19 protein-coding genes and 1 pseudogene are annotated in these 22,316 nt (G+C 71.9%); 10 read left to right on the top strand and 10 right to left on the bottom strand.

Annotation, left to right across the window (positions count from 1 at the left end; all coding sequences use genetic code 11):
* Position 1 precedes the first annotated feature (1 nt).
* A complete protein-coding gene (locus tag IL992_RS12075; RefSeq protein WP_142563873.1) occupies positions 2 to 598 on the bottom strand; it encodes a DUF3000 domain-containing protein in 597 nt (198 codons plus the stop codon).
* Between the two features lie 567 nt (positions 599 to 1,165).
* Here IL992_RS12075 and hemE point away from each other — a divergent pair.
* Positions 1,166 to 2,203 (top strand): uroporphyrinogen decarboxylase, encoded by a 1,038-nt coding sequence (gene hemE / locus IL992_RS12070; RefSeq protein WP_193203396.1) that lies wholly within the window; start codon positions 1,166 to 1,168, stop codon positions 2,201 to 2,203.
* Positions 2,204 to 2,206: 3 nt separating this feature from the next.
* Here the strand turns inward: hemE and IL992_RS12065 are convergent, their stop codons facing one another.
* From IL992_RS12065 to IL992_RS12055, 3 genes are all read right to left on the bottom strand, one after another.
* Entirely contained in the window at positions 2,207 to 3,304 is a 1,098-nt protein-coding gene (locus IL992_RS12065) for a DUF4349 domain-containing protein (protein ID WP_193203395.1), read from the bottom strand.
* A 157-nt stretch (positions 3,305 to 3,461) separates the two neighbouring features.
* Positions 3,462 to 6,773 carry a PQQ-dependent sugar dehydrogenase gene (locus IL992_RS12060; protein WP_226872726.1) on the bottom strand — a complete coding sequence of 1,104 codons (3,312 nt, stop codon included), beginning with the start codon at positions 6,771 to 6,773 and terminating at the stop codon, positions 3,462 to 3,464.
* A gap of 132 nt (positions 6,774 to 6,905) precedes the next feature.
* Positions 6,906 to 8,048 carry a sugar phosphate isomerase/epimerase family protein gene (locus IL992_RS12055; protein ID WP_193203394.1) on the bottom strand — a complete coding sequence of 381 codons (1,143 nt, stop codon included), beginning with the start codon at positions 8,046 to 8,048 and terminating at the stop codon, positions 6,906 to 6,908.
* Positions 8,049 to 8,547: 499 nt separating this feature from the next.
* On the opposite strand from IL992_RS12055, the gene IL992_RS12050 reads away from it, so the two are divergent.
* Genes IL992_RS12050 through IL992_RS12020 form a run of 7 tightly spaced genes read left to right on the top strand, consistent with a single transcriptional unit; the run spans position 8,548 to position 15,134 of the window.
* On the top strand, positions 8,548 to 9,690 hold the full coding sequence (locus IL992_RS12050; RefSeq protein WP_319018497.1) for an inositol-3-phosphate synthase: 1,143 nt from the start codon (positions 8,548 to 8,550) through the stop codon (positions 9,688 to 9,690).
* Positions 9,687 to 10,532: an SCO3242 family prenyltransferase gene (locus IL992_RS12045; protein ID WP_193203393.1), complete on the top strand. Its 846-nt coding sequence runs from the start codon at positions 9,687 to 9,689 to the stop codon at positions 10,530 to 10,532. The genes IL992_RS12050 and IL992_RS12045 overlap by 4 nt, the downstream gene beginning before the upstream one ends.
* A complete protein-coding gene (locus IL992_RS12040) occupies positions 10,529 to 11,368 on the top strand; it encodes a sugar phosphate isomerase/epimerase family protein (protein WP_193203392.1) in 840 nt (279 codons plus the stop codon). The genes IL992_RS12045 and IL992_RS12040 overlap by 4 nt, the downstream gene beginning before the upstream one ends.
* Positions 11,334 to 11,837: an EboA domain-containing protein gene (locus tag IL992_RS12035; RefSeq protein ID WP_193203391.1), complete on the top strand. Its 504-nt coding sequence runs from the start codon at positions 11,334 to 11,336 to the stop codon at positions 11,835 to 11,837. The genes IL992_RS12040 and IL992_RS12035 overlap by 35 nt, the downstream gene beginning before the upstream one ends.
* 5 nt (positions 11,838 to 11,842) lie before the next feature.
* A complete protein-coding gene (locus tag IL992_RS12030) occupies positions 11,843 to 12,685 on the top strand; it encodes a TatD family hydrolase (protein WP_193203390.1) in 843 nt (280 codons plus the stop codon).
* A gap of 2 nt (positions 12,686 to 12,687) precedes the next feature.
* Positions 12,688 to 13,809 carry a metabolite traffic protein EboE gene (gene eboE / locus IL992_RS12025; RefSeq protein WP_193203389.1) on the top strand — a complete coding sequence of 374 codons (1,122 nt, stop codon included), beginning with the start codon at positions 12,688 to 12,690 and terminating at the stop codon, positions 13,807 to 13,809.
* Positions 13,809 to 15,134, top strand: a complete 1,326-nt coding sequence (locus IL992_RS12020) for an alkaline phosphatase family protein (protein ID WP_193203388.1) — start codon at positions 13,809 to 13,811, stop codon at positions 15,132 to 15,134. Before eboE ends, IL992_RS12020 begins: the two co-directional genes overlap by 1 nt.
* A gap of 65 nt (positions 15,135 to 15,199) precedes the next feature.
* Here the strand turns inward: IL992_RS12020 and IL992_RS12015 are convergent, their stop codons facing one another.
* Entirely contained in the window at positions 15,200 to 16,378 is a 1,179-nt protein-coding gene (locus IL992_RS12015; protein ID WP_193203387.1) for an ROK family transcriptional regulator, read from the bottom strand.
* A gap of 276 nt (positions 16,379 to 16,654) precedes the next feature.
* Here IL992_RS12015 and hemG point away from each other — a divergent pair, with 276 nt between their 5' ends.
* Together hemG and hemQ are read left to right on the top strand one after the other, a co-directional pair.
* Positions 16,655 to 18,085, top strand: a complete 1,431-nt coding sequence (hemG, locus tag IL992_RS12010; protein WP_193203386.1) for a protoporphyrinogen oxidase — start codon at positions 16,655 to 16,657, stop codon at positions 18,083 to 18,085.
* Positions 18,086 to 18,205: 120 nt separating this feature from the next.
* Positions 18,206 to 18,907 carry a hydrogen peroxide-dependent heme synthase gene (gene hemQ, locus IL992_RS12005; protein ID WP_193203385.1) on the top strand — a complete coding sequence of 234 codons (702 nt, stop codon included), beginning with the start codon at positions 18,206 to 18,208 and terminating at the stop codon, positions 18,905 to 18,907.
* Between the two features lie 80 nt (positions 18,908 to 18,987).
* Here the strand turns inward: hemQ and IL992_RS12000 are convergent, their stop codons facing one another.
* The 5 genes and pseudogenes from IL992_RS12000 to IL992_RS48305 all read right to left on the bottom strand — a co-directional run bounded on the left by IL992_RS12000 (position 18,988) and on the right by IL992_RS48305 (position 22,038).
* A complete protein-coding gene (locus tag IL992_RS12000; protein WP_193203384.1) occupies positions 18,988 to 19,785 on the bottom strand; it encodes a maleylpyruvate isomerase family mycothiol-dependent enzyme in 798 nt (265 codons plus the stop codon).
* Positions 19,786 to 19,860: 75 nt separating this feature from the next.
* Positions 19,861 to 20,630, bottom strand: a pseudogene (locus tag IL992_RS11995) (SDR family NAD(P)-dependent oxidoreductase).
* Positions 20,631 to 20,771: 141 nt separating this feature from the next.
* The gene (locus IL992_RS11990; RefSeq protein ID WP_193203453.1) at positions 20,772 to 21,074 is read right to left on the bottom strand and encodes an NAD(P)(+) transhydrogenase (Re/Si-specific) subunit beta; all 303 of its coding nucleotides are present in this window, start codon (positions 21,072 to 21,074) and stop codon (positions 20,772 to 20,774) included.
* A gap of 8 nt (positions 21,075 to 21,082) precedes the next feature.
* A complete protein-coding gene (locus tag IL992_RS11985) occupies positions 21,083 to 21,397 on the bottom strand; it encodes an NAD(P)(+) transhydrogenase (Re/Si-specific) subunit beta (protein WP_319018496.1) in 315 nt (104 codons plus the stop codon).
* A complete protein-coding gene (locus tag IL992_RS48305) occupies positions 21,304 to 22,038 on the bottom strand; it encodes an SDR family NAD(P)-dependent oxidoreductase (protein WP_193203383.1) in 735 nt (244 codons plus the stop codon). Before IL992_RS48305 ends, IL992_RS11985 begins: the two co-directional genes overlap by 94 nt.
* Positions 22,039 to 22,316 lie beyond the last annotated feature (278 nt).

Below are 22,316 nucleotides of genomic sequence, written 5' to 3'. Positions count from 1 at the left end.
GCTACGGAACTTTCGGATCATCACGGCGGGCGGGGCGCGGATGCAGCGTGGCGACGTCGGGCGGCAGCGGGGGGATGCCCGCGGCCAGGCACATGAGATCGCACCAGGCGGCCGCGTGCGGCGACAGGTCCTCGTCGAGCGGCGACCACGAGGCCCGCAGCTCGATCTCGGTGGTGACGGGGTCGTCCGCCTTGCCGCCGAACCCCTCCGAGACGGCGCGGGTGACCGTGCCGCCCACCGCGGCGTACCTCGCGCCGTGGGCGTCGAGCGCCTCGGTGAGCCAGCTCCAGGCCACCGGCCCCAGCAGCGGGTCGGTGGTCATCTCCGGCTCCATGTCGGCGCGTACGTAGGCGACGAGGCGGAACGGTCCCTCCCAGCCGCGCTGGCCCTCGGGGTCGAACAGCATGATCAGGCGGCCGACGGCGAGTTCGTCGTCGTCACGGTACACGGACGCCCCGACTGCACCGGAGTACGGCGCGAGCCTCTGGGGCGCAGGGATGTCCTCCAGCTCGATCTCCGGCCGTACCTCGGCGGGGCGCAGCGTCTCCAGCGCGCGCCGGAAGGCGGCGGGAGGCGCAGGCGGTTCACCGAGGGTCATGACGGAAGAGTAGGTCGGATTCGGGAGAGCGCGAAGCAGGGGGGTGGCTGTGGGGGGCATCGGAAGTCGTCAAACCGTCGCCGCCAGTCGAGCCGTCACCCGGTCGGCCGTCCGTGCCGGGGCGCGTCCGCGCATGCGGTCCCGGCGGTCGCCGCGGCCGTCCGCGCGGTCTCGCCGCCCCGTCGCGCGCGCCGCGCTGCTGGGGCGGGCGGGGCGCGCGGCGTCGCTGCCGGCACAGTGCTCAGTGCGGCGTTCGGGGGAACTCCACATCGAAGTCATCGCTCCGGGGCCTCTCGTCGGATCCACGGTCGTGGCGGTCGCTCGGGACTGATCCGACGTTGGCACGTCCCGGCGACATTTCCCCGCATCGCACTCGGCGTGTCTCGAAAGTGGTATTGGAATCGATGCCGGATGGCCGATTGGCGAACACATTGCCGAGCTGTGAGATGACTCACAGGAGGGGATGGGGTTCACCTTACGCGATCATCGGCCTTCCTCGCGTCGTTCTGGAGCCCCAGGTCATGGGTCAGGGCGCGGGGCGGCGCCGGGGCATGGCAGGCTGGTGCCGTGAAACCCCAGCTCGCCGATTCCGTTTTCATTCGCGCGTGCCGGCGCGAGCCCGTTCCGCACACGCCGGTGTGGTACATGCGCCAGGCCGGGCGCTCGCTGCCCGAGTACCGCAGGGTGCGCGCGGGCGTCGAGATGCTCACCGCCTGCGCCACGCCCGACCTCGTGGTCGAGATCACCATGCAGCCGGTCCGCAGGTACGGCACGGACGCGGCGATCTTCTTCAGCGACATCGTGGTCCCGCTCAAGGCCGTCGGCGTCGACCTCGACATCAAGCCCGGCGTCGGCCCGGTCGTCGGGACCCCCATCCGCGACAAGGCGGGCATGGATGTCCTGCGGCCCCTGGAGCCGGACGACGTCCCGTACGTGACGGAGGCGGTCGGCGCGCTCACCGGCGAGCTGGGCGGCACACCGCTGATCGGCTTCGCCGGAGGGCCGTTCACGCTCGCGTCCTACCTGATCGAGGGCGGCCCCTCCAAGAACCACGACCGCACCAAGGCCATGATGTACGGCGAGCCGGAGCTGTGGCACGAGCTGATGGAGCGGCTCGGCGCGATCACACTCGCCTTCCTGCGGGTTCAGGTGGCGGCGGGCGCCTCGGCCGTCCAGCTCTTCGACTCGTGGGTGGGCGCGGTCGCGCCGCAGGACTACCGCACCTACGTGCTGCCGCACACCAGCAAGATCTTCGCGGGCCTGGCGGACCTCGGTGTGCCGCGCATCCACTTCGGCGTCGGCACCGGCGAGCTGCTCGGCCTCATGGGCGAGGCCGGCGCCGACGTGGTGGGCGTCGACTGGCGGGTGCCGCTCGACGAGGCCGCGCTGCGCGTGGGCGCGGGCAAGGCCCTGCAGGGCAACCTGGACCCGGCGATCCTGCTCGCGCCCTGGGAGGTCGTCGAGAGGCGGGCCAGAGACGTGCTCGAACGCGGCCGGGTGGCCGAGGGGCACGTGTTCAACCTCGGACACGGCGTGCTTCCCTCGACCGACCCCGACCAGATCGCCCGGCTCACCGACTTCGTCCACGAGTCGTCGGCCCGCTGAGTGCTAGCTGGGCGTGCGCTCGGACTCCCGGCCCTGATCCTGGTTCTCGTCCCGGTCCTCGCGGGGCGCCGGCTCCGGTGAGCCGAGGTGCGGCTGCCCCGCGGGGCCGCCCGTGGGCGCGGGACCCCCGGGGAAGCCGGGCCCGTGCCCGGGAGGGACTGGAGGAACGGAGCCGGGGGGTACGGGGCCGGCCGGCGGGGCGGCACGGCGGCGCATCCGGCGCATGACGACCCGGACGGCCAGCCACACCACCCCGGCCACGACGATCCAGGGCAGCAGCGCGCCCAGCACGGTCAGTGCCATCACGGTCGACGTGGTCAGGGTGTCCCACCCGGCGCGCAGCCCGGCGAGGAACCCGGACTCGTCCTTCTTCTTCTCGGTGCCGGCCGAGTGCTCCGGCGGGGGCACCAGGGTGAGCGTCACGGTGGCCATGCCGGTCTGCGCCTCCAGGGCCTTCTGCCTGGCCTGCAGCGACTCCAGATCGGCCTCGCGGTTGGAGATCTCCCGCTCGATCTCGAGGATCTCACCGATCTTGTTCGCCTTCGACAGCAGCGTGCGGAACTGCCCGAGCGCGGCCTCGGCCGACTTCACCCGGCTGGCGACGTCGGCGACCTCCTCGGTGACGTCCTGTGCGTTCTGCCGCATCGACGTGCGTTTCCCGAGGTCGCGTCCGAGCTGGGCGAGCACGTCGGTGTAGCGCGCCGGGGGCACCTTGAACGCGATCATCGACTGGACGCCGCGCGAGACGGACTCGCTGCGCTCCTCGGCGACGTACCCGCCCGCGCCCGTCACGATCGCCTTCGCGCGGTCGGCCGCCGCCGTGACGTCCTTGGCCTCGACGGTGAGCTCGGCCTGGTAGATGATCGCGCGGTCGGCCGGTTCGATCCTGGTCTTCTCCTGCCCGCCGCTCCCGCCGCCCGTCGCGGGCGCCCGCTCCTCGCCCTGATCCATGGCCGCGCCCGTGGCGGCCTGCCCGGCCGGGGCCACGGGCGCGGCGGCGCTGCCGGCCGTGTCGCTGCTGGTTTCGCCCGCGCCGCCACACCCCGTCAACAGAAAGGCGACGGCCACCAGGGCCGCCGCGCCGTACCGGATTCGCCTCATGTCCTTTACATCGGCTCACCGATACGGACAGTTCGGCGCCGGCGATCACGATGGCATCACGATGCCGCCGTGGTCGCCGGCGCCTTTTGCAGCGGGTTCGGGGGGTGTGGGGCCCCGCGGGTCCGGCCGGGCCGGGCCGGACCCACGGGACGTCGTGCTAGCCGCGCAGCCGCTCGATCAGCGTCTTCGCGTCGCGGATGAGCGCGTCGCTCGCGGCCTTGTCGGTCACCCGCTTGGCGTCGCCGGCGAAGCCGACGAACCGCTCCAGGGCCTTGATCGCGTCGTCCTTCTTGCCCTTGCCGGCCTCCTTGGCCGCCTGGTCGAGCTGCGCGATCAGGACGTCGCCGTCCTCGGTCACCGTGCCGGCGCCGCGGAAGGAGGTGAGGAGGGCCTTCACGTCCTCGAAGGAGGTCGTGACGGTGAAGGTCGCCGTCTTCTTGGTGGTGTGCCCGGCCTTGTCCTTGGCGGTCACGACCAGCTCGTTCTCGCCGAGCGGCAGCTTCCACAGGGGGAGCGCCTCGCCCGACTTGACCTGCAGGTCGCCGATGACCGCCGTCACGCTCGCCACCCCGGACGTGGCGTCCGTGGCGGAGAAGACGGGCGTGATCGAGGTCGAGTCGCCGTGGTCGCCGGACTCGACGCCGCTCAGGGTCAGCGCGGGCGCGGTCTTGTCGATCTTCACGGTGACGGTGCCCTGCCCGATGTTGCCGCCGCTGTCGGTGGCGCGGTAGCGCACCTCGGTGGTGCCCTCGGTGCTGAACGTCACCGCGTTGTTGGCGCTGAGCCAGGTGGCGCCGCCGTTGATCGAGTACTGCCGGCTCGACACCGTGCCGTTGTCGGTCGCGGTGACCGTCATCGACACGTTGCCGGTGTACCAGCCGTTCTCACCGTTCGGCTGGGCCGGGTTGAGCGTGGCCGTCACGGTCGGCGGGGTCTTGTCGGCGACGCCGTCGCCCACGAAGGTGAACGCGTCCACGTCCACGCCGCCCGTCGAGGTGACGTAGAGCTTGCCGCTGCCCGTGGGGGCGTTCGGCAGCGCGGTGGTCACCGTCTGCCAGCCGGAGCCGGCCGGGATCGCGACGGTCGCGAAGGGGGTCGCGGTCGGCGAGTTCCAGCGCAGCGACAGGGTGCCCGCGCCGGTGGCCGTGGTCTTCACCGAGGTGATGCCGGAGAAGTTCACCGGGTCGTAGCCGATGTAGTCGCCCGCGTCGAACGAGGTGACCTTGTTCAGGCCGGACGCCGTCTCGTCCTGGGTCTTGGTGACGCCCTTGCTGTCGTCCCCGTGCTCGGCCTGCATGAGCTTCGGGTTGAGGATCAGCGTGGCGTCGCTGCTCGCGCCGGGGATGCCGTTGGCGCCGTTGTCGCGGTAGCTGACCACGACGACGCCGAAGATGTTCTCGGTCACGCCGTGCTCGGGCGCGTCGGCCGGGGTCGCCCAGGTGACGGTGCAGCCGGTGCCCGTGGTGATCGGGTGGGCGTGCGTGTCGTGACCGAGGCCGAAGGTCCACTGGACGCGGCTGCAGGTCGGGTTGTCGCCGTCCTCCTGGTCGCTCACCGCGACCTTGAACGGAACCGCGTTGCCCCAGTCGATGAAGCCGCCGTCGCCGGGGGTCTCGATGCTGACCTTGGGCGCGGTGTTGCCGACGGTGATCTCGATGGTGGCGAGGCCGAACCTGCCGCCCGCGTCGGTGACGCGGAGCCGGGCGGTGTACTGCCCGAGCTTGTCGTAGGTGTGGGTCGCCGTCACGCCCTTGGCGTCGAAGGAGCCGTTGCCGTCGAAGTCCCACTCGTAGGTGAGGGCGCCCGCCTCGGAGTCGGAGGACTTGGCGCCGCTGAACTCGACGGTGAGCGGCGCGTTGCTGCCCGACGTCTTGTCAACGGTGATCTTCGCCTGCGGGGCCTTGTTGCCGGGCGAGTAGTCGATGCGGTACAGGCCCGCGTCGGGGTTGGCCCGGAAGAAGCCGTCGCCGTACTCGAGCACGTACAGCGCCCCGTCGGGGCCGAACTCGAGGTCCATCGGGTTGTCCGTGATGGGCATCGCCATCTTGGTCAGCTCGGCGTTCGGCAGGAAGTGCTCGATCTTGGTCACCGGGCCGTCGGAGCCGGACACGGTGAACGCCGCCAGGTAGTCCTGGGAGAACTCGCCGAAGAAGAACTTGTTGTCCCAGTATGCGGGGAACTTCGTCGTCGAGGGGTTGTCCGCGTCGTAGTGGTAGACCGGGCCGCCCATCGGGGCCTGGCCGTTCTGCACCGGGTCGAACTCGGTCAGCCCGGACCACTCCGCCGGCTGGTCGCTCGCGCGGTCGCCGTAGTACAGATCGGCCGGGGTCGCGGGCGGCACCGTGTCGAGGCCGGTGTTCCACCGCGAGGTGTTCTTCGCCCCCGCCGCGCAGTCGAAGAACTCACGCGGCTTGGAGTTCGCGTAGTCCCAGTTGTTGTAGTTGAAGTTGTTGCCCGTGCAGTACGGCCAGCCGCCGTTCATCGGCTTGTTCAGCGGCGTCACGTTCCACTCGACGAGACCCATCGGGCCGCGGTTGGGGTCGGCGGCGCCGGCGTCCGGTCCGTAGTCGCCCCACGACAGCGTGCCGGTCTTGCCGTCGACGTCCATGCGGAACGGGTTCCGCACGCCCATCACGAAGATCTCGGGCCGGGTCTTGGCGGTGCCCTTGGGGAAGAGGTTGCCGTCGGGGACCGTGTAGGAGCCGTCCTCCGCCACCTTGATCCGCAGGATCTTGCCGCGCAGGTCGTTGGTGTTGCCCGCGCCGCGGCGGTCGTCGAAGCCCGGGTTCATGCCGGGGGCGTCGTTGTTGGGCGCCATGCCGTTTGCGCCGGGGGTGCTGGCCGGGGTGTTGTCACCGGTGGCCAGGTAGAGGTTGCCCTCGTCGTCCCAGTCGAAGTCGCCCGCGACGTGGCAGCACTGCCCGCGGTTGGTCTCGATCTTGATGATGACCTGCTCGGTGGACAGGTCGAGCTTGTCGCCGTCCCACTTGAACCGGGAGAGCTGGTTGTAGCCCTTCCACTGGTTCCAGTACGACTCGTCCGCGCCCGCGGGCAGGGAGTTGGGCGCCGACCCGGTCGGGGTCTCCGCCGGGTACGGCCCGGTCATCTTCCTGGGCGCGTAGTAGACGTAGACCCACTTGTTGTTCGCGAAGTCGGGGTCCAGTCCGATGGTCTGGAGGCCGTCCTCGGAGTTGTTGTAGACGTCGATCTTGTTGATGATCTTGGTGACGCCGGTGGCGGGGTCGGTCATCCGGATGTCGCCGTTGCGGGCGGTGTGCAGCACCCGGCTGTCCGGCAGGATCGCCATGTCGATCGGCTCGCCGACGTCCTTGGTGAGGGTGACCTTCTCGTAGTTCTCCCAGTGCAGCGCGTCTTCGTGCGCCTGGGCCGGTGCGGCGGTGAGCGTCGCCGTGAACGGGAGCGTCAACGCGGCGGCGAGACCGCCGACCAGAATGCGAGTACGCTTCAAATCTGCTGCGCCTCTTCTTTTCAGGGGGGTGGCAGGGAAAGGCGGGCCGCCGCGTGCCGGTGGAACGGGTCGAACGCGTGGCGGTCCGCCATAGTGAGATGACTGGCCGAGATGCTCGGGCGGGCCTCAGCCTCAGCCGCGGAGCTTGGCGATGTTGTTGTAGCTCAGCTCCGCGTACTGCAGCGACTGCGCCGGGTTGGCCGTGCCGCCGGGGGCGTTGTCCTGCTCGTACATCGGGTTGTGGTAGCCCTTGGCGCCCATCTGGGAGAAGAAGCTCTTGTAGTCGATGTCGCCGGTGCCGAACGGAACCATGTCGTAGCCGTTGGACGTGCCGGTGTTGATCTTGCCGTCCTTGGCGTGGAACAGCGGGAACCGCGTCGTCTGGGCCTGCACGACGCCGAGCGGGTTGAAGACCTGGGTCTGGGTGGAGCCGTCGGGCGCGGTGTAGGTCTTGTACTTGTACTGGGCCACGTGCGCCCAGAAGATGTCCATCTCCAGCCAGACGTTGTTCGGGTCGGTCTTCTGGAGGAAGTACTCCAGGCGGCGGATGCCGGAGGAGCGGGTGGGCCGGCCCTGCGCGTCGAGCGGGCCGCTGTCGAGCAGGAAGCTGTAGGCCACGTCGTGGTTGTGCGTGTACAGCTTGAGGCCGGCGGCGGTGGCGAGCTCGCCGAGCGCGTTCCACTTGTCGGCGGCCACGTCCCAGTCGGCCTTGTAGGCGCTGCCGGTCGGGTCGCTGCCGGTGCCGACGTGGCCCATGCCGAGGATGTTGGCGATCTCCAGGTGGAGCTTGAAGCGGTCCAGGTCGGCCTGGCTCAGCGGCCACGAGCCGGGGATGAAGCCGTGGTTGCCCTCGGCCTCCAGGCCGTTGTCGTCCAGCCAGGTGCGCAGCAGGCGGGCGCCCTCGACGCTCTCCAGGCTGGCGCCGCCCTCGGCGTTGCGGTGCTGGCCGTAGCCGGCGAACTCCACCTGCTTGTAGCCGATCCGGCTGAGCTCCTGCAGCACGGCGCGGAAGCCGGACGGGAGGTTGCTCGACAGCGGGTCGCGCGAGATGGCGTCGCGGACCGTGTACAGGATGATGCCCCGCTTGCCGGGCGGCACGAGCACGCCGTTGCCGCCGGCGGTCGCCGCACGCGCGGCCGACTTCATCGGGCCGGCCGCGGCCACGGCGGCGGCCGCCGCCATGCCGGTCGTGGCCGCGAGGAACTGGCGGCGGTTGAGCCCCAGCCTGCGTCCGAGGTTGCCGGCCGTCTCCATCTCTTCTTCGTACGCACTCATCGTCTTGCCAACTCCATCTGCGTGAAGAACCTTGATCCCCCCGATGACGCGGCCGAGCCGCTGGTGACTCCTCAGGAGCGGACGGGACGGTCAGGTGTGACGGCCGTCGCCGCGGCGGAGAACCACTGGATGTCCTGCCATGGGCACCGCCGTTCGTCTCACTCCGACCCCTCATGACCTGTGCGGAGCACTTGGCGAGCAAGTTACGCCACTTTTGCCTAACGGGGAAGAAGTTTTTTCATGATCTTTTGAACTTTCTCCTTCGAGAGGACAAAGTCCGAGGATTAGCGATGGGCTCGCAGGGGTGGCGGCGACTGCGACTGCCGGTGCCGTCGGGCTGGCCGAGCCGGCAGCCGAGAGCCATTGCATCGTTCCCATGCAGGTGGGTGAACTTTCTGTAGCTCACAGGAAACTTTTGCTTGTCAGTGACGAAAGATCCCTCTTACTATCCGAATGTTCCGGGGTCATCCTTCATACCCGAGTTGACGGGAGAGTTACAGTGCCCATCGGTGTCTGGCTGGTCGGCGCCCGGGGGTCCGTCGCGACCACGGCGGTGGTCGGAGCGGCGGCGGTCCGCGCGGGAGCAGCCCCGCCCACCGGCTGCGTCATCGAGGCGGCGGGCTTCCCGGGGGACTTCACCCCCCTGGGCGATCTGGTGTTCGGCGGTCACGACGTGGTCGCGATCCCGCTGCGCAAGAGAGCCGAGCTGCTCGCCCAGGCGGGCGTGCTCCCTCCCGTCCTCACGACCCTGCTCGCCGCGGATCTCGACGCCGCCGAGGCCGAGATCAGGCACGGCTACGTCCCCGGCGAGGAGAGCCAGGCGGAGGCCGCGAGGCGGCTCGCCGGCGACATCGCGGACTTCCGGGAGCGGCGCGGCCTGTCCCGCGTCGTCGTGGTGGACGTGTCGTCGACCGAGCCCCCCGCCGAGGTGCCGTACGCCACGCTCGCCGACCTCGAGGAGGCGCTGGCGTCCGGGCAGGACGTGCTGCCCGCGAGCTCCCTGTACGCCTACGCGGCCTTCACGGCCGGCTGCGGCTACGTCGCCTTCACCCCCTCCGCCGGCCCGACGCCGCCCGCGCTGGACGAGCTGGCGCGGCGTGACGGCCTGCCGTACGCGGGACGCGACGGCAAGACCGGGGAGACCCTGGTCAAGAGCGCGCTCGCGCCGATGTTCGCCGGCCGCGCGCTGCGGGTCCGCTCGTGGTCGGGGCTCAACCTCCTCGGCGGCGGCGACGGCGCCACGCTGGCCGACCCCGCCGCCCGGGAGAGCAAGTCGGCGAGCAAGGCGCGGGCCGTGCCCGCGATCGTGGGCGAGGACGTCGAGGGCCTGACGCACATCGACTACGTGGCCGACCTCGGCGAGTGGAAGACCGCCTGGGACCACATCACGTTCGAGGGGTTCCTCGGCGTCCGGATGACCATGCAGTTCACCTGGCAGGGCTGCGACTCGGCGCTGGCCGCCCCGCTCGTCCTCGACCTCGTGCGGCTCGTCGCGCGGGCTCACGAGGCCGGGCACAGCGGCGTGCTCCCCGAGCTCGGCTACTTCTTCAAGGACCCGCTGGGCGGCGCCGGGCACGACCTGCCCACCCAGTACGCCCGGCTGGTGGCGTTCGCACAGGCCCTGTCGGAGGAGCGGCCGTGAGGGCCTGGCTGGAGCTGGTCCGCGCGCCCGCCGCGCTGTCGGTTCCCGGGGACACGCTCGCCGGCGCGGCAGCGGCCGGACGATCGGCCCGGCCCGGCCTCGCCGCCGCGTCCGTGCTGCTCTACTGGGCCGGAATGGCGCTCAACGACTGGTCCGACCGCAAGATCGACGCGAAGGAGCGGCCGGAACGGCCCATCCCCTCCGGCCGGATCAGCCCGGGAGGTGCCCTCGGCCTCGCCGCCGCGCTGACCGGCGCCGGGGTGGCCACCGCCGCGGTCTTCGGCGGACGGCGCGGGCTCGCGCTCGCGGGCCTGCTCGCCGGCGCCGCCTGGGCCTACGACCTGCGTCTCAAGCACACGGCGGCGGGCCCGGCCGCGATGGCGGCCTGCCGCGTGCTCGACGTCCTGCTCGGCGCGGGCCCGCACACGCGGGCGGCCGCCCCCATGGCGCTGGCCGTCGGCGCCCACACCTACGGGATCACCCTGCTCGGCCGCGCCGAGGTGGACGGCGCCACCCCCGCGACCGTCACCCAGGCGCTGGCCGCGACCGGCGTGTCCGCGGCTCTGGCCGCCGTCGCCTGCCGGAGCGGCGAGACCACCGGGCGGCTGGGCGCCGCTGCGATGATCGCCGGCTACCTCGCCACCGCCGGAAGGGCCCAGGCGGCGCTGCGCGCCGACCCCGACCCCGAGCAGGTGCGGCAGGCGGTGCGGATGAGCATCCTCGGCCTGATCCCGCTGCAGGCGGCCGCGGTCGCGGGGCGGGGCAGGCTCGCCCAGGCGGCGGCGCTGCTGGCCGCGCTGCCGGCCGGCCGCTGGCTGTCGGCGAAGGTGGCCACGTCGTGATCTGGGCCTACTGCACCAACGGCTTCCGCGACCACCCGCTCGACCAGACGCTGGAGGTGCTCGCCGACCTCGGCTACACCGGCGCGGCGGTCACCCTCGACCACGGGCACCTCATGCCCGGAGCCTCCCCGGCGGAGGTCGGGCGGATCGCGGCGCTGGCGGGTCGGCTCGGCCTGGCCCTCGCCGTGGAGACGGGCGGCCGTTACACGCTCGACCCCCGGCGCAAGCACTTCCCGACCCTGCTGCACGACGAGGCCGAGGCGCGCGTGCGCTTCCTGTGCCGGGCCATGCGGGTCGCGGCCGACCTCGGCGCCCCCGTGGTGCACCTGTGGAGCGGCATCCGGCCGCCCGAGGTGCCCGAGGGCGAGGCGTGGGACCGGCTCGTACGGCAGTGCGAGCGCCTGCTCGAAGAGGCAGGCAGAGTGGGCGTCACGCTCGGGTTCGAGCCCGAGCCGGGCATGCTCGTGGCGGACCTCGCCGGATACGAACGGCTGCGCGGCCTGCTCGGGGGGCACCCGAGGTTCGGCCTCACCCTCGACATCGGGCACTGCCGCTGCCTGGAGCCGTACGACGTGCCCGAGTGCGTCGAGCGGGCGCTGCCGCACCTGGTGCACGTGCAGATCGAGGACATGCGGCGGGGCGTCCACGAGCATCTCGAGTTCGGCGAGGGCGAGATCGACTTCCCGCCCGTGCTCGCCGCGCTCGACGGCTTCGGCGGCCTGGTCGCCGTCGAACTGGCCAGGCACAGCCACGCGGCGCCCGACGTGGCCAGAAGGTCGATCGAATTCCTGAGGAGGGCACATGACCTGGCTGGCGCAGGCCGTAGCCGACGTTGAGCGCGACCCCGAGACCGTCTACGCGCTGTTCCCGCGGGCCGCGCGGGAGGGTGGCCCCGGCGCCCGCGCCGAGCTGCTGAGGGCGCTGGCGAAGGCGCTGCCGGAGCCGGCGGGGGCCGTCATGAAGCTCTACTGGCAGGGCGACGCGGGGGAGCGGCTGGAGATCCTGGAGTCGCTTCCGCAGCTCGACCTCGGTCCGGCCGCTCTCCCGCTCGTCCACGACGCCCTGCGGACCAACGACACCCGGCTCGTCGCCGCCGCGCTCGGCCCGTACGGCTCGGCCTGGCTGGACGACCACGCCTTCCGGCAGGGCGTGCTCAAGTGCGTCTTCATGTCCGTCCCGCTCGCGTCGGTCGAGGGCCTCGGCCGGCGGTCCGACGAGGAGCTGCGGCGCATGCTCGCCGACTTCGCCGCCGAGCGCCGCGCGGCCGGGCGTCCCGTTCCCCCCGACGTTCTCGAGAGGCTCTGATTCCGATGAGGATCTTCGACCCGCACGTCCACATGACGTCCCGCACGACGGACGACTACGAGCGCATGTACGCCGCCGGGGTCCGCGCCGTCGTGGAGCCCGCCTTCTGGCTCGGCCAGCCGCGCACGAACGTCGGCAGCTTCCTCGACTACTTCGACGCGCTGCTGGGCTGGGAGCCCTACCGCGCCGCGCAGTACGGCATCCGCCACCACTGCACGCTCGCGCTCAACCCGAAGGAGGCCAACGACCCGCGCTGCGCGGGCGTGCTCGACGAGCTGCCTCGCTACCTGCTGAAGGACTCGGTGGTCGCGGTCGGCGAGGTGGGCTACGACTCGATGACCCCGGAGGAGGACCGCGTCTTCGAGGCCCAGCTCGCGCTCGCCGAGGAGCACGGCCTGCCGGTGCTCGTGCACACGCCGCACCGCGACAAGGCGGCGGGCACGCGGCGCACGCTCGACGTGGTCAAGGGCATGGACCCCGGAACGGTGCTGGTCGACCACCTCAACGAGCTGACCGTCGGCATGGTCCACGAGGCCGGGTGCTGGATGGGCTTTTCGATCTACCCCGACACCAAGATGGACCCCCAGCGGATGGTGGCGATCCTCAAGGAGTACGGCACCGAGCGGATGATCGTGAACTCCGCCGCCGACTGGGGGCGCAGCGACGTGCTCAAGACCCGCGAGGTCGGCGAGGCCATGCTGGCCGCCGGGTTCACCGACGAGGACGTGGACCGGGTGCTGTGGCAGAACCCGGTGGCGTTCTACGGGCAGAGCGGGCGCCTGGCGCTGGACGACGTCGAGGCGGGCGGCGACTACGAGGGCAACACGATCCTGCGCGGGACGCGCTGACCATGCGCCTGCTTCATCCCTCCGGTTCCGTCGTCCACCTGGCCTACTGCACCAACGTCCACCCCGCCGAGGACCTCGCCGGGATCCACGGGCAGCTGTCCGGCGTCGCCGCCCGGGTGCGGGCGCTGACCGGCGCGCCGGTGCTCGGCCTCGGGCTGTGGCTGTCGTCGGGCGCGGCGCGGGCGCTGCGGGCCGACCCCGGCGAACTGGCGCGGCTGCGCGCCCGTCTCGACGAGCTGGGGCTGGAGGTCGTCACCCTCAACGGCTTCCCCTACCAGGGCTTCCACGACCAGGTCGTGAAGCTCCGGGTGTACCGGCCCGACTGGGCGGAGCCGCAGCGCCTCGCCTACACCCTGGACCTGGCCGAGATCCTCACCGTGCTGCTGCCCGACGACGTGACCGAGGGCTCGATCTCGACCCTGCCGCTCGCCTGGCGCACCGGCTGGACGCCGGACAAGGCCGGGGCCGTCGCCGCCAACCTCGACGCGCTCACCCGGGGCCTGCGGGCGCTGGCGGAGCGCACCGGCAAGACGATCCGCGTCGGCTTCGAGCCCGAGCCGGGCTGCATCGTGGAGACCACCCCGCAGGCGGTCGAACTGCTGGGCGGCACCGACCCCGCGCACCTCGGCGTCTGCCTGGACGCCTGCCACCTGGCCGTCGGCCTCGAGGAGGCCGCCGACGCGGCCGGCCTGGGGCTGCCGATCGTGAAACTCCAGGTCTCGTCGGCCGTCGAGGCGCCGCCGGGCGGCCAGCGGGCGCTGGCGGCGTACGAGGAGGAGCGGTATCTCCACCAGACACGCTGCGCGGCCGGGTACGCCGACGACCTGCCGGAGGCGCTGGCCGGCGGACTCCCGGCGGACCTGCCGTGGCGCACGCACTTCCACATGCCGCTGCACGCCGCGCCCCCGCCGCCGCTCACCACGACCACTCCGTACCTGGAGGACCTGCTCGGGCGGCTCATGACCCCGGACGGGGACGTCACCGCGCCCCTCACTCGGCACCTCGAGGTCGAGACCTACACCTGGAGCGTGCTGCCCGGCCCTGTGGACGTCGCCGAGGGCATCGCCGCCGAGCTGGACTGGACCCGGCGGCGGCTCGCCGCCCTCGGACTTAAGGAGATCTGATGGCGCCCGTCGTCGTCGTGAACGTCGTCGGCCTGACCCCGCGCCTGCTGGCGCACATGCCGAACGTGTCCAAGGTCGGTGCCGCCGCGTCGCTGCGGCCCGTGCTGCCCGCCGTGACCTGCTCGGTGCAGGCGACGCTGCTGACCGGCACGATGCCGCGTGACCACGGCATCGTCGGCAACGGCTGGTACTTCCGCGACCTGGGCGAGATCTTCCTGTGGCGGCAGCACAACCGGCTGATCCAGGGCGAGCAGCTGTGGGACGCGGTGCCCGGGATCCGCACGGCCAACGTCTGCTGGTGGTACGCCATGGGCGGCTCCAGCGACTTCATCGTCACCCCGCGCCCGATCTACTACGCCGACGGGCGCAAGGAGCCCGACTGCTACACCAGGCCGCCGTCGCTGCACGACGACCTGGTGGCCGAGCTGGGCGAGTTCCCGCTGTTCACCTACTGGGGGCCTACGGCGAGCATCACCTCGTCCAAGTGGATCATCGCGGCCGCCCGCCGGATCCTCGCGAAGGAACGGCCCGACCTGCTCATGGTCTACATCCCGCACCTCGACTACGACCTGCAGCGCTTCGGGCCCGACGCGCCGCAGGCCGTCGCGGCGGCCCGGGAGGTCGACGCCGCGCTCGCGCCACTGCTGCGGGAGGACGCCACCGTCGTGGTGCTGTCGGAATACGGCATCACCAACGCGTCCCGCCCGGTCGATGTCAACCGCGCGCTGCGCCGGGCCGGGCTGCTGGAGGTCTACACCCAGGACGGCATGGAGTATCTCGACCCCTGGGCCTCGCGGGCCTTCGCGGTCGCCGACCACCAGGTCGCCCACGTCTACGTGCGCGACCCCGCCGACCTGCCCCGCGTACGGGACATCGTGGCCGAACTGCCGGGCGTGGACGAGGTCCTGAACCAGGAGGGCAAGGCGAAGTACGGCCTCGACCACGAGCGGGCCGGTGACCTCGTCGCCGTGGCCGAGCCGGACGCCTGGTTCACCTACTACTACTGGCTGTCCGACGACCGGGCGCCCGACTTCGCGAAGCTCGTGGAGATCCACCGCAAGCCCGGATACGACCCGGCGGAGCTGTTCATGGATCCCAACGACCCCCTCGTGAAGCTGCGCGCCGGCACGGCGCTGGCCCGTAAGAAGCTGGGCATGCGCTACATGATGTCGGTGGTGCCGCTCGACCCGGAGCCGGTGCGCGGCAGCCACGGCCGCCTGCCCGACGCGGCGGCGGACGGGCCGGTGCTGCTCGGCCCCTTCGACCGGGACGCCTACGCCGCGACCGAGGTCAAGGGTCTGCTCACGCAGCTACTGAAAGGCTGAGCGTGTGAAGATGGCCGCCGTCCCCCTCGGGGGCGGCGGCCATCCGGCGTTCGGAGGCCGGGTGCTCACTCGACCGAGAAGACGTGGTCGCTGATCAGGCGGGTCGCCCCGATGATCCCGGCGGTGTCGCCGAGCTCGGACAAGACGATGGGCAGGTTGCCGGTCGCCAGCGGCAGCGAGCGCTGGTAGACGACGCTGCGGATCTCCGCGAGCAGCGCGTGGCCCAGACCGGCCACCCCGCCTCCGATGATCACCAGGCCGGGGTTGAAGAAGCTCACGAGCGAGGCCAGCACGATGCCCACGTGCCGGCCGCCCTCGCGGATCATCCGTACGGCGGAGGCGTCACCCGAGGCCGCCGCCGCGGCGACGTCCTCGGCGGTCAGCGTGCCCTCGTGCGCGAGCCGTTCCGCGAGGAAGGGGGAGTCGCCCGACTCCGCGGCGGCGCGGGCGTCGCGGGCCAGCGCCGCGCCGCCGAAGTACGCCTCGAGGCAGCCGGTGTTGCCGCACGTGCACAGCGGACCGTCGTCGGACACCCGGATGTGGCCGATGTCGCCGGCGCTGCCGGTCACCCCGCGGTAGATCTCGCCGTCGACCACGATGCCGCAGCCGACGCCGGTGCCGATCTTCACGAGCAGGAAGTCGCCGACCGCCCTGGCGAGGCCCGCGTGCAGCTCGCCGAGTGCCATGATGTTCACGTCGTTGTCCACGAGCACCGGGCAGCCGAACTCGCGGCTCAGTGTCTCCCGCACGGGGAAGCGGTCCCAGCCCGGCATGATCGGGGGCGAGACCGGCGTCCTGTCGAGGAAGCTCACCGGGCCGGGGACTCCGATCCCGACGCCGTGGATCTCGGTCGTCTCGCCGGTCCGCAGCTTGCCGACGAGCTCGAGGGCCTGCTCCAGGACCGCCTCGGGGCCCTCCCGCACGTCCGCGGGCTTCGACAGGTGGCCGAGCACCTCCAGCTCACCGTTGGTGACCCCCACGTCGATGGACGTGGCGCCGATGTCGATGCCGACGAAACGCAGGTGTGAGGCGATCCGTACGATGCCCGACCGCCGGCCGCCCCGCGAGGCCGCGAGCCCGCCGGATTCGAGGAGGTTCAGCTTGGTGAGCCGGTCGAGCTCGAGCGCGAGCTTCGACGGTGACAGACGGGCCACCTCGCCGAGTTCGGCGCGCGAACGCGCGCCGTCCTGACGCAGGAGGCGCAGGATCCGCGCCTGGTGCGGGTTCTCGGGGCGAGCCGTCATTCGCTTCACGCCGCTCTTCGGGTCGGGGAATCGGGTGCGTGCCAGAAGTGACTGTACTTCTGCTCTGACTACAACAACTTTATTACAGCGAACCCTGACTTTTTGCCCTACAGGTGAAAAGTTTCTGAGAATCTTGCGTTCCTGTCGGCTTTGTTGGGCAGTGTTCCGATGCGTGACTATCCGTGCTCCCACGGTGGCGGCGAGGTTCTCCGCTTCCCGGCGGACACGCCCTGCGCCGGTGCGGAACCCGGGCGTACGGGCCGGTAGCTTTTCCCCATGGACGGGATTGCGGGTCGTCATGTGGTCGTCGTCGGCGGGGGCATCGCGGGTCTGGCCGCGGCGCTGCACCTGAACCGGGCCGACGCCGGCCTGCGGATCACGGTGCTGGAGGCGGCGCCGAGAGTCGGCGGCAAGCTGTACGCCTCGCAGGTGGCGGGAATCGAGGTCGACGCGGGCGCAGAGTCGATGCTGGCGCGGCGGCCCGAGGGCAAGGAACTGGCCCGGCTGGCCGGCCTCGGAGACGACCTGGTGGACCCCGGCACGACCCGGGCCGCCGTCCTGTCGCGCGGGTCGCTGCGCCCGCTGCCCCGGCAGCAGGTGATGGGCGTCCCCTCGGACGTGGTCGCCCTCGCGCGCTCGGGCATCCTGTCGCCGGGCGGCCTCGCCCGGGTGCCGCTCGACCAGTTCCTGCCGCCCACGCTCGTGACCGGCGACGTCTCGGTGGCGGCGTACATCCGGGCCCGGATGGGGAGCGAGGTCGTCGACCGGCTGGTCGAGCCACTGCTCGGCGGCGTGTACGCGGGCCGGGCCGACATGCTGTCGCTGGACGCCACCATGCCGCGGATCGCCGCCGTCGCCCGCACCGAGCGGTCGCTGCTGCAGGCGGCCAGGAGCATCACCGCGGAGGCCCCCGCGGACGCCGGGCCCGTCTTCACCACGCTCAGGACCGGCCTGGGCGCGCTGCCCGACGCGGTGGCGAAGGAATCCGGCGCGCAGATCCGCACCGGTGTCACGGTGCGCGACCTGATCCGCACGCCGGACGGCTGGCGGCTGGTCACCGGTCCCACCAGGGACGAGGAGGTGATCGACGCCGACGCCGTCGTCCTGGCGGTCCCCGCGCGGCCCGCCTCCCGCCTGCTCGGGCGCGAGGTGCCCAAGGCGGCGGCCGAACTGGCCGGGATCGAGTACGCCAGCATGGCGATCGTCACCCTCGCCTACCCCAGGACGGCCTTCCCCGAGCCGCCGGAGGGCAGCGGCTACCTCGTGCCGCCGGTCGAGGGCAGGCCGGTCAAGGCCGCGACGTTCAGCAGCGTCAAGTGGCCCCACCTGGCCGAGGCCGACCGCAACGTCATGATCGTACGGTGCTCGCTCGGCCGCCTGGGAGAGGAACTCGTGCTCCAGCGCGACGACGCCGAGCTGACGGCCCTGGCCATGAACGAGATGGCCGAGATCATGGGTGTGCGGGGCCTGCCGCTGGACACCCGGGTGACGCGGTGGGGCGGTGCGCTCCCGCAGTACGACGTGGGCCACCTCGACCGGATCGCCCGCGTGCGCGCCGCGATCGCCGGGCAGCCCGGCCTCGCCGTCTGCGGCGCCGCGTACGAGGGAGTCGGCATCCCGGCCTGCGTCGCGACCGCCCGGACCGCCGCCACGCTCGTCCTGGAGCACCTGCGGGACGCCCACGGCGCACCGGCCTCGGAAGCCTGACCGGTCTGCGCGGGCGCCGGCCTCGGAAGCCTGACCGGCGGCGTGGGCGCCGGCCGCCGGTGCGCCTGATCGGCGGCACCCGGCGGCCGGACCACCGCCCCCTACCGGCAGAATGGAGGCATGACGGAGCCTGCCCCGCGGCCCAAGGCACGCGATCTCAACCTGGTCATCCGATACACCATGTGGTCGGTCTTCCGGCTGCGTGACCAGCTTCCCGCCGCCCGTGAGGGCGTCGCCGACGAGGTCGAGGAACTGCTCGCGCAGGCGGCGGGCAAGGACGTGACGACCCGGGGCTGCTATGACGTGGCCGGGTTCCGCGCCGACGCCGACTTCATGTTCTGGTGGCACGCCCCCTCGCCGGAGGACCTGCAGGAGACCTACTCCCGCTTCCGCCGCACGGCCCTCGGGCGCGCGAGCGAGCCGGTCTGGTCGGCCATGGCCCTGCACCGCCCGGCCGAGTTCAACAAGTCCCACATCCCGGCCTTCCTCGCCGAGGAGGAGCCCAGGGGCTTCGTCTGCGTCTACCCCTTCGTACGGTCCCTGGAGTGGTACCTGCTGGAGGACTCCGAGCGGCGCAGGATGCTCGCCGAGCACGGCAAGATGGCCCGCGATTACCCCGACGTGCGGTCGAACACCGTCGCCTGCTTCGCGCTCAACGACTACGAGTGGATGCTGGCCTTCGAAGCCGACGAGCTGCACCGCATCGTCGACCTGATGCGCCACCTGCGCGGAGCCGAGGCGCGGCGGCACACCAGGATCGAGATCCCCTTCTACACCGGCACCCGCAAGCCGGTCAGCGAGCTTGTCGCCGCGCTGCCCTAGCGATCGACCACCCCAGGACGGCCCAGGTCAGGGCCTCGACCAGGGGGCCCGCTGAGCACCGATCCGGGCATCCGCCCCCGTCAGAAGCCCGGGAAGAGGGAGCGCAGGTCGTCCAGCACGGCCGCGCCCGTGGCCGTGACGCCGTCGGCACCGGGACGGTTGCGGCCGTAGACGAGGCGCAGGACGGCGTCGGCGGTTCCGGTGACCGTGGCCACGGCGTCCGCCGGCTCCTCGGGGCGGATGCGCGGTACCTCCCCCAGGTCGAGACAGACCGTACGCCGCAGGTCGGTCAGCTCCACGGCCACTCGGGCAGGAGCGAGGCGGCGGAGCGTGCCGCCGTCGTGGAACCGGCTCATGACCAGGTCGAGGCGTTCCCACAGCAGGCGCGCCTCCTCGTCGGGGACGGTCGCGCCGGGGTTGAGGGCAACGGCGACGTCCCAGCCGTGCACCGACTGCTCCGACAGGCGGTAGCCCATAGAGGCGGAAACGCCGATCTGTCCCGCGAAGTACGGGATCGTCATGGTGATGCGCTCGGCCGCGTCGAGGGAGTCCAGCAGGCCCAGGTGCCGGGCGTCGGCCTCCCGCCACGCCGCCCTCTGCGCGAGTGGAGGCAGGGCGTCCCAGCGTGCCCAGACCGGCAGCATCTCCTCCCGGGTGGGACCGGTCATGTCCCCGGCCCTGCCCCGCTCCACCAGCCTCGCGCTGATCTCCGCGGCGCTGCCCAGGTGAGACAGCACCTGGGCGATGCTCCAGCCGTCCCCGTAGGACGGTTGCTTCAGCTCCTCCTCCGAGAGCCCGTCCACCAGCGCGGTCAACGACCGCGAGGCGGCGTGCAGCGCCGCGAGCCAACGGCCGGCGTCGTGCGTGGTCTCCGTCATGATCACTCCTTCTGGATCGTGGCTCAGCGGCCGGCGGCGGGGCCGGCCGCTGAGCGGTGCCGGGCGGGAAAGGGCTCAGACGGCCCAGCGGCCGCCGTCGACGTGCAGGGTCGTCCCGTGGACGAAGCTCGCCCGAGGCGAGGCCAGGAACGTGATCGCGTCGGCGATCTCCTCCGGGGAGGCGGGACGGCCGGCGGGCAGGGTCCGCGCGAGGACCTCCAGGTCCTCGCCCATGGGAGCGGCGCCTTCGGTGCGGGTCGGACCGGGGCTCACCGCGTTGACCCGCACGCCCCGGGGGCCGAACTCGGCGGCCCACGACTTGGTGAGGAGCACGATCGCGGCCTTGCTGGAGCCGTACAGGCTGTAGCCGGAGTGGCCGTACTCCGCCACCATCGTGGTGACGTCGACGATCGCGCCCCGGCCGCGCTCGGCCATGCCGGCGCCAGCTCGGCGACCAGGAAGAACGGAGCCTTGACGTTGACGCCGTAGACCCCGTCGAAGTCCCGCTCGGTCATGTGCGTCGTGGGGGCGAAGGGGTAGACGCCGGCGTTGTTCACCAGCACGTCCACGTGGCCGAGCAACTCGGTCGCGCGCCGCGCGAGCGACCGCGCGGACGCCTCGTCGCGCAGGTCGGCCGTGACGAAGTGCGCGCGGCCGCCGCCCGCGAGGATCTCCTCGACCGCCTGCTTGCCCTGCTGCTCGTCGCGGCCCGACAGCACCACCTCGGCGCCGAGCCGGGCCAGCGCCAGCGCGGTCACCCGTCCGATGCCCTTGGTGGCCCCCGTGACCAGAGCGCCCTGTCCCGACAGCTCTCCGGTCGTCACTTCTATGCTCGTCACGTTCATCCTTGGTTGTTCGGTTCGTTGCCGGCCGCCCGATGCGGCGGCTCGGCGCTTCGAGGGGTTAAAAGCCCAGATCGGTAAGGAACTTCCAGTTCGCCCAAAGCCGTCACCTATGCCGGCCATCAGCGATTTCTTGGGCAGTGCTCAGACCCGCGGGCCGCGCAGGGCGTCCTCGAGTTCACGGGCGAGTCCTCCCGCGACGTCCTTGGCGTCGCCGAAGAGCATGAGGGTCTTGCCGAGGTGGTAGAGCTCGTTCTCGACCCCGGCGAAGCCGGCGCTCATTGCCCGCTTCACGACCATGACCGTCCGGGCGGAGGCCACGTCGAGGATCGGCATCCCGTAGGTGGGACTGTCCGGACGGGTGCGGGCGGCGGGGTTGGTGACGTCGTCGGCCCCGACCACCAGCGCGACGTGCCGGAGCCCGACGACCACGGCGGCGGCGAACAACAGCAGATTCAGCGCCTGCTGGCCGGGGAAGACCGTGGGGCGGCCGGGCAGGATGCGCCGAACGCCATGAGGCTGCCGGTGAAGGTGACGAACCCGAGGACTAGCATGAGCGCGGCCGCGACGAAGACCCGCAGCGATCCGGCGCGTTCGTGGTATTCGGCCGTGCCGACCAGACCCGCCGCGAGCGGGCCGAACGCGTGGGACAGCGCGATCCGCTCGGGCATGGCCGTCATCGGCATGTACCGGGCCATGGCGCCGCCGACGAGGGACCCGGCGATGGCGGCGACGAGGATCCGCCGGTAGTCGACGACGTCCTTCTGCACCAGAGTGCCGGCGATCGCCCCCGCCATGCCGAGCACGGCGCCCCAGAGGTCCCCTGCGGGCCGTACGGGGCGGCGTCGGGATGGCTCGCCCGTTCCCCGGCGCCGTGCTCGACGACGATCTCATGGCCCTGCCCGGCCAGTGTCCGTGCCTCGTTCGGCGTTGGAGCCACCCGGGTTTCCCCCGCGGTTTTCTCCTGTGGGACGCCGATTAGCATTAATGCCGTCCTTTCCTCGCACCTTATCGGGACGGCATTTTCAGCGGTCGCCCAGGGCGAGGAATCCGCCGCGGCGGTCAGGAAGTAGGTGCCGCGGACATTGGTGTCCATCAGGGTCGCGAACGTGTCGAGGCCCTGCTCGAGGGTCGGGGCGAACGGGAAGGCGCCCGCGTTGTCGACCAGGACGTCGACCTCTCCGGCCGCCTCCGCGAGACGGCGCACCGAGCCGAGGTCCGCGAGGTCGGCGGCGACGAACGCGGCGCGCCCGCCGGCGGCCTCGATGGCGGCCACGGTGTCCGCGCCCTTGGCCGCGTCGCGGCCCGAGACGACGACGGACGCGCCTTCGGCGGCGAGCAGCAGCGCGGTCTCGCGGCCGATGCCGGACGTGCTGCCGGTGACGAGCGCGGTCTTATTCGTGAACTGCATGGGGAACACCTTTTCTTCGGGATCTTCTCAATGGTCCTGCGACCGGTTTTCGCGGGCGCTGACAGAGACAAGTTCCCGTGGAATCGAAGGATTCCGGAACGGCGATGTGCGTGCCTTATCGCCCCTATAAGAAAAGGCGTGAGATTCGATGTCTTCTTTCTTCGGAGGGGTCGTCGACGGCGCCCCGGCTCCCGCGGGGCCGGGCGGAGGGCGAGCGGGCTGCGGCGGCCCGCGCCTGGGGGTGAGCGCCCAAGGGGGACATTTCGGCGTATCTTGCG

The sequence above is a fragment of the Microbispora sitophila genome (genome assembly GCF_014892245.1).
Lineage (GTDB): Bacteria > Actinomycetota > Actinomycetes > Streptosporangiales > Streptosporangiaceae > Microbispora > Microbispora siamensis.
Note: the sequence above shows the minus strand (reverse complement) of the source record. Positions and strands in the feature narration are given on the sequence as shown.

Bases quoted from the DNA above. Each gene is read 5' to 3' on its own strand.
- IL992_RS12035 (WP_193203391.1), top strand. From the start codon at position 11,334: ATGACCTGGCTGGCGCAGGCCGTAGCCGACGTTGAGCGCGACCCCGAG.
- hemQ (WP_193203385.1), top strand. From the start codon at position 18,206: ATGACGGAGCCTGCCCCGCGGCCCAAGGCACGCGATCTCAACCTGGTC.
- hemG (WP_193203386.1), top strand. From the start codon at position 16,655: ATGGACGGGATTGCGGGTCGTCATGTGGTCGTCGTCGGCGGGGGCATC.
- IL992_RS12015 (WP_193203387.1), bottom strand. From the start codon at position 16,378: ATGACGGCTCGCCCCGAGAACCCGCACCAGGCGCGGATCCTGCGCCTC.
- IL992_RS12065 (WP_193203395.1), bottom strand. From the start codon at position 3,304: ATGAGGCGAATCCGGTACGGCGCGGCGGCCCTGGTGGCCGTCGCCTTT.
- IL992_RS12000 (WP_193203384.1), bottom strand. From the start codon at position 19,785: ATGACGGAGACCACGCACGACGCCGGCCGTTGGCTCGCGGCGCTGCAC.
- IL992_RS12075 (WP_142563873.1), bottom strand. From the start codon at position 598: ATGACCCTCGGTGAACCGCCTGCGCCTCCCGCCGCCTTCCGGCGCGCG.
- IL992_RS12020 (WP_193203388.1), top strand. From the start codon at position 13,809: ATGGCGCCCGTCGTCGTCGTGAACGTCGTCGGCCTGACCCCGCGCCTG.
- eboE (WP_193203389.1), top strand. From the start codon at position 12,688: ATGCGCCTGCTTCATCCCTCCGGTTCCGTCGTCCACCTGGCCTACTGC.
- IL992_RS48305 (WP_193203383.1), bottom strand. From the start codon at position 22,038: ATGCAGTTCACGAATAAGACCGCGCTCGTCACCGGCAGCACGTCCGGC.
- IL992_RS12030 (WP_193203390.1), top strand. From the start codon at position 11,843: ATGAGGATCTTCGACCCGCACGTCCACATGACGTCCCGCACGACGGAC.
- IL992_RS12055 (WP_193203394.1), bottom strand. From the start codon at position 8,048: ATGAGTGCGTACGAAGAAGAGATGGAGACGGCCGGCAACCTCGGACGC.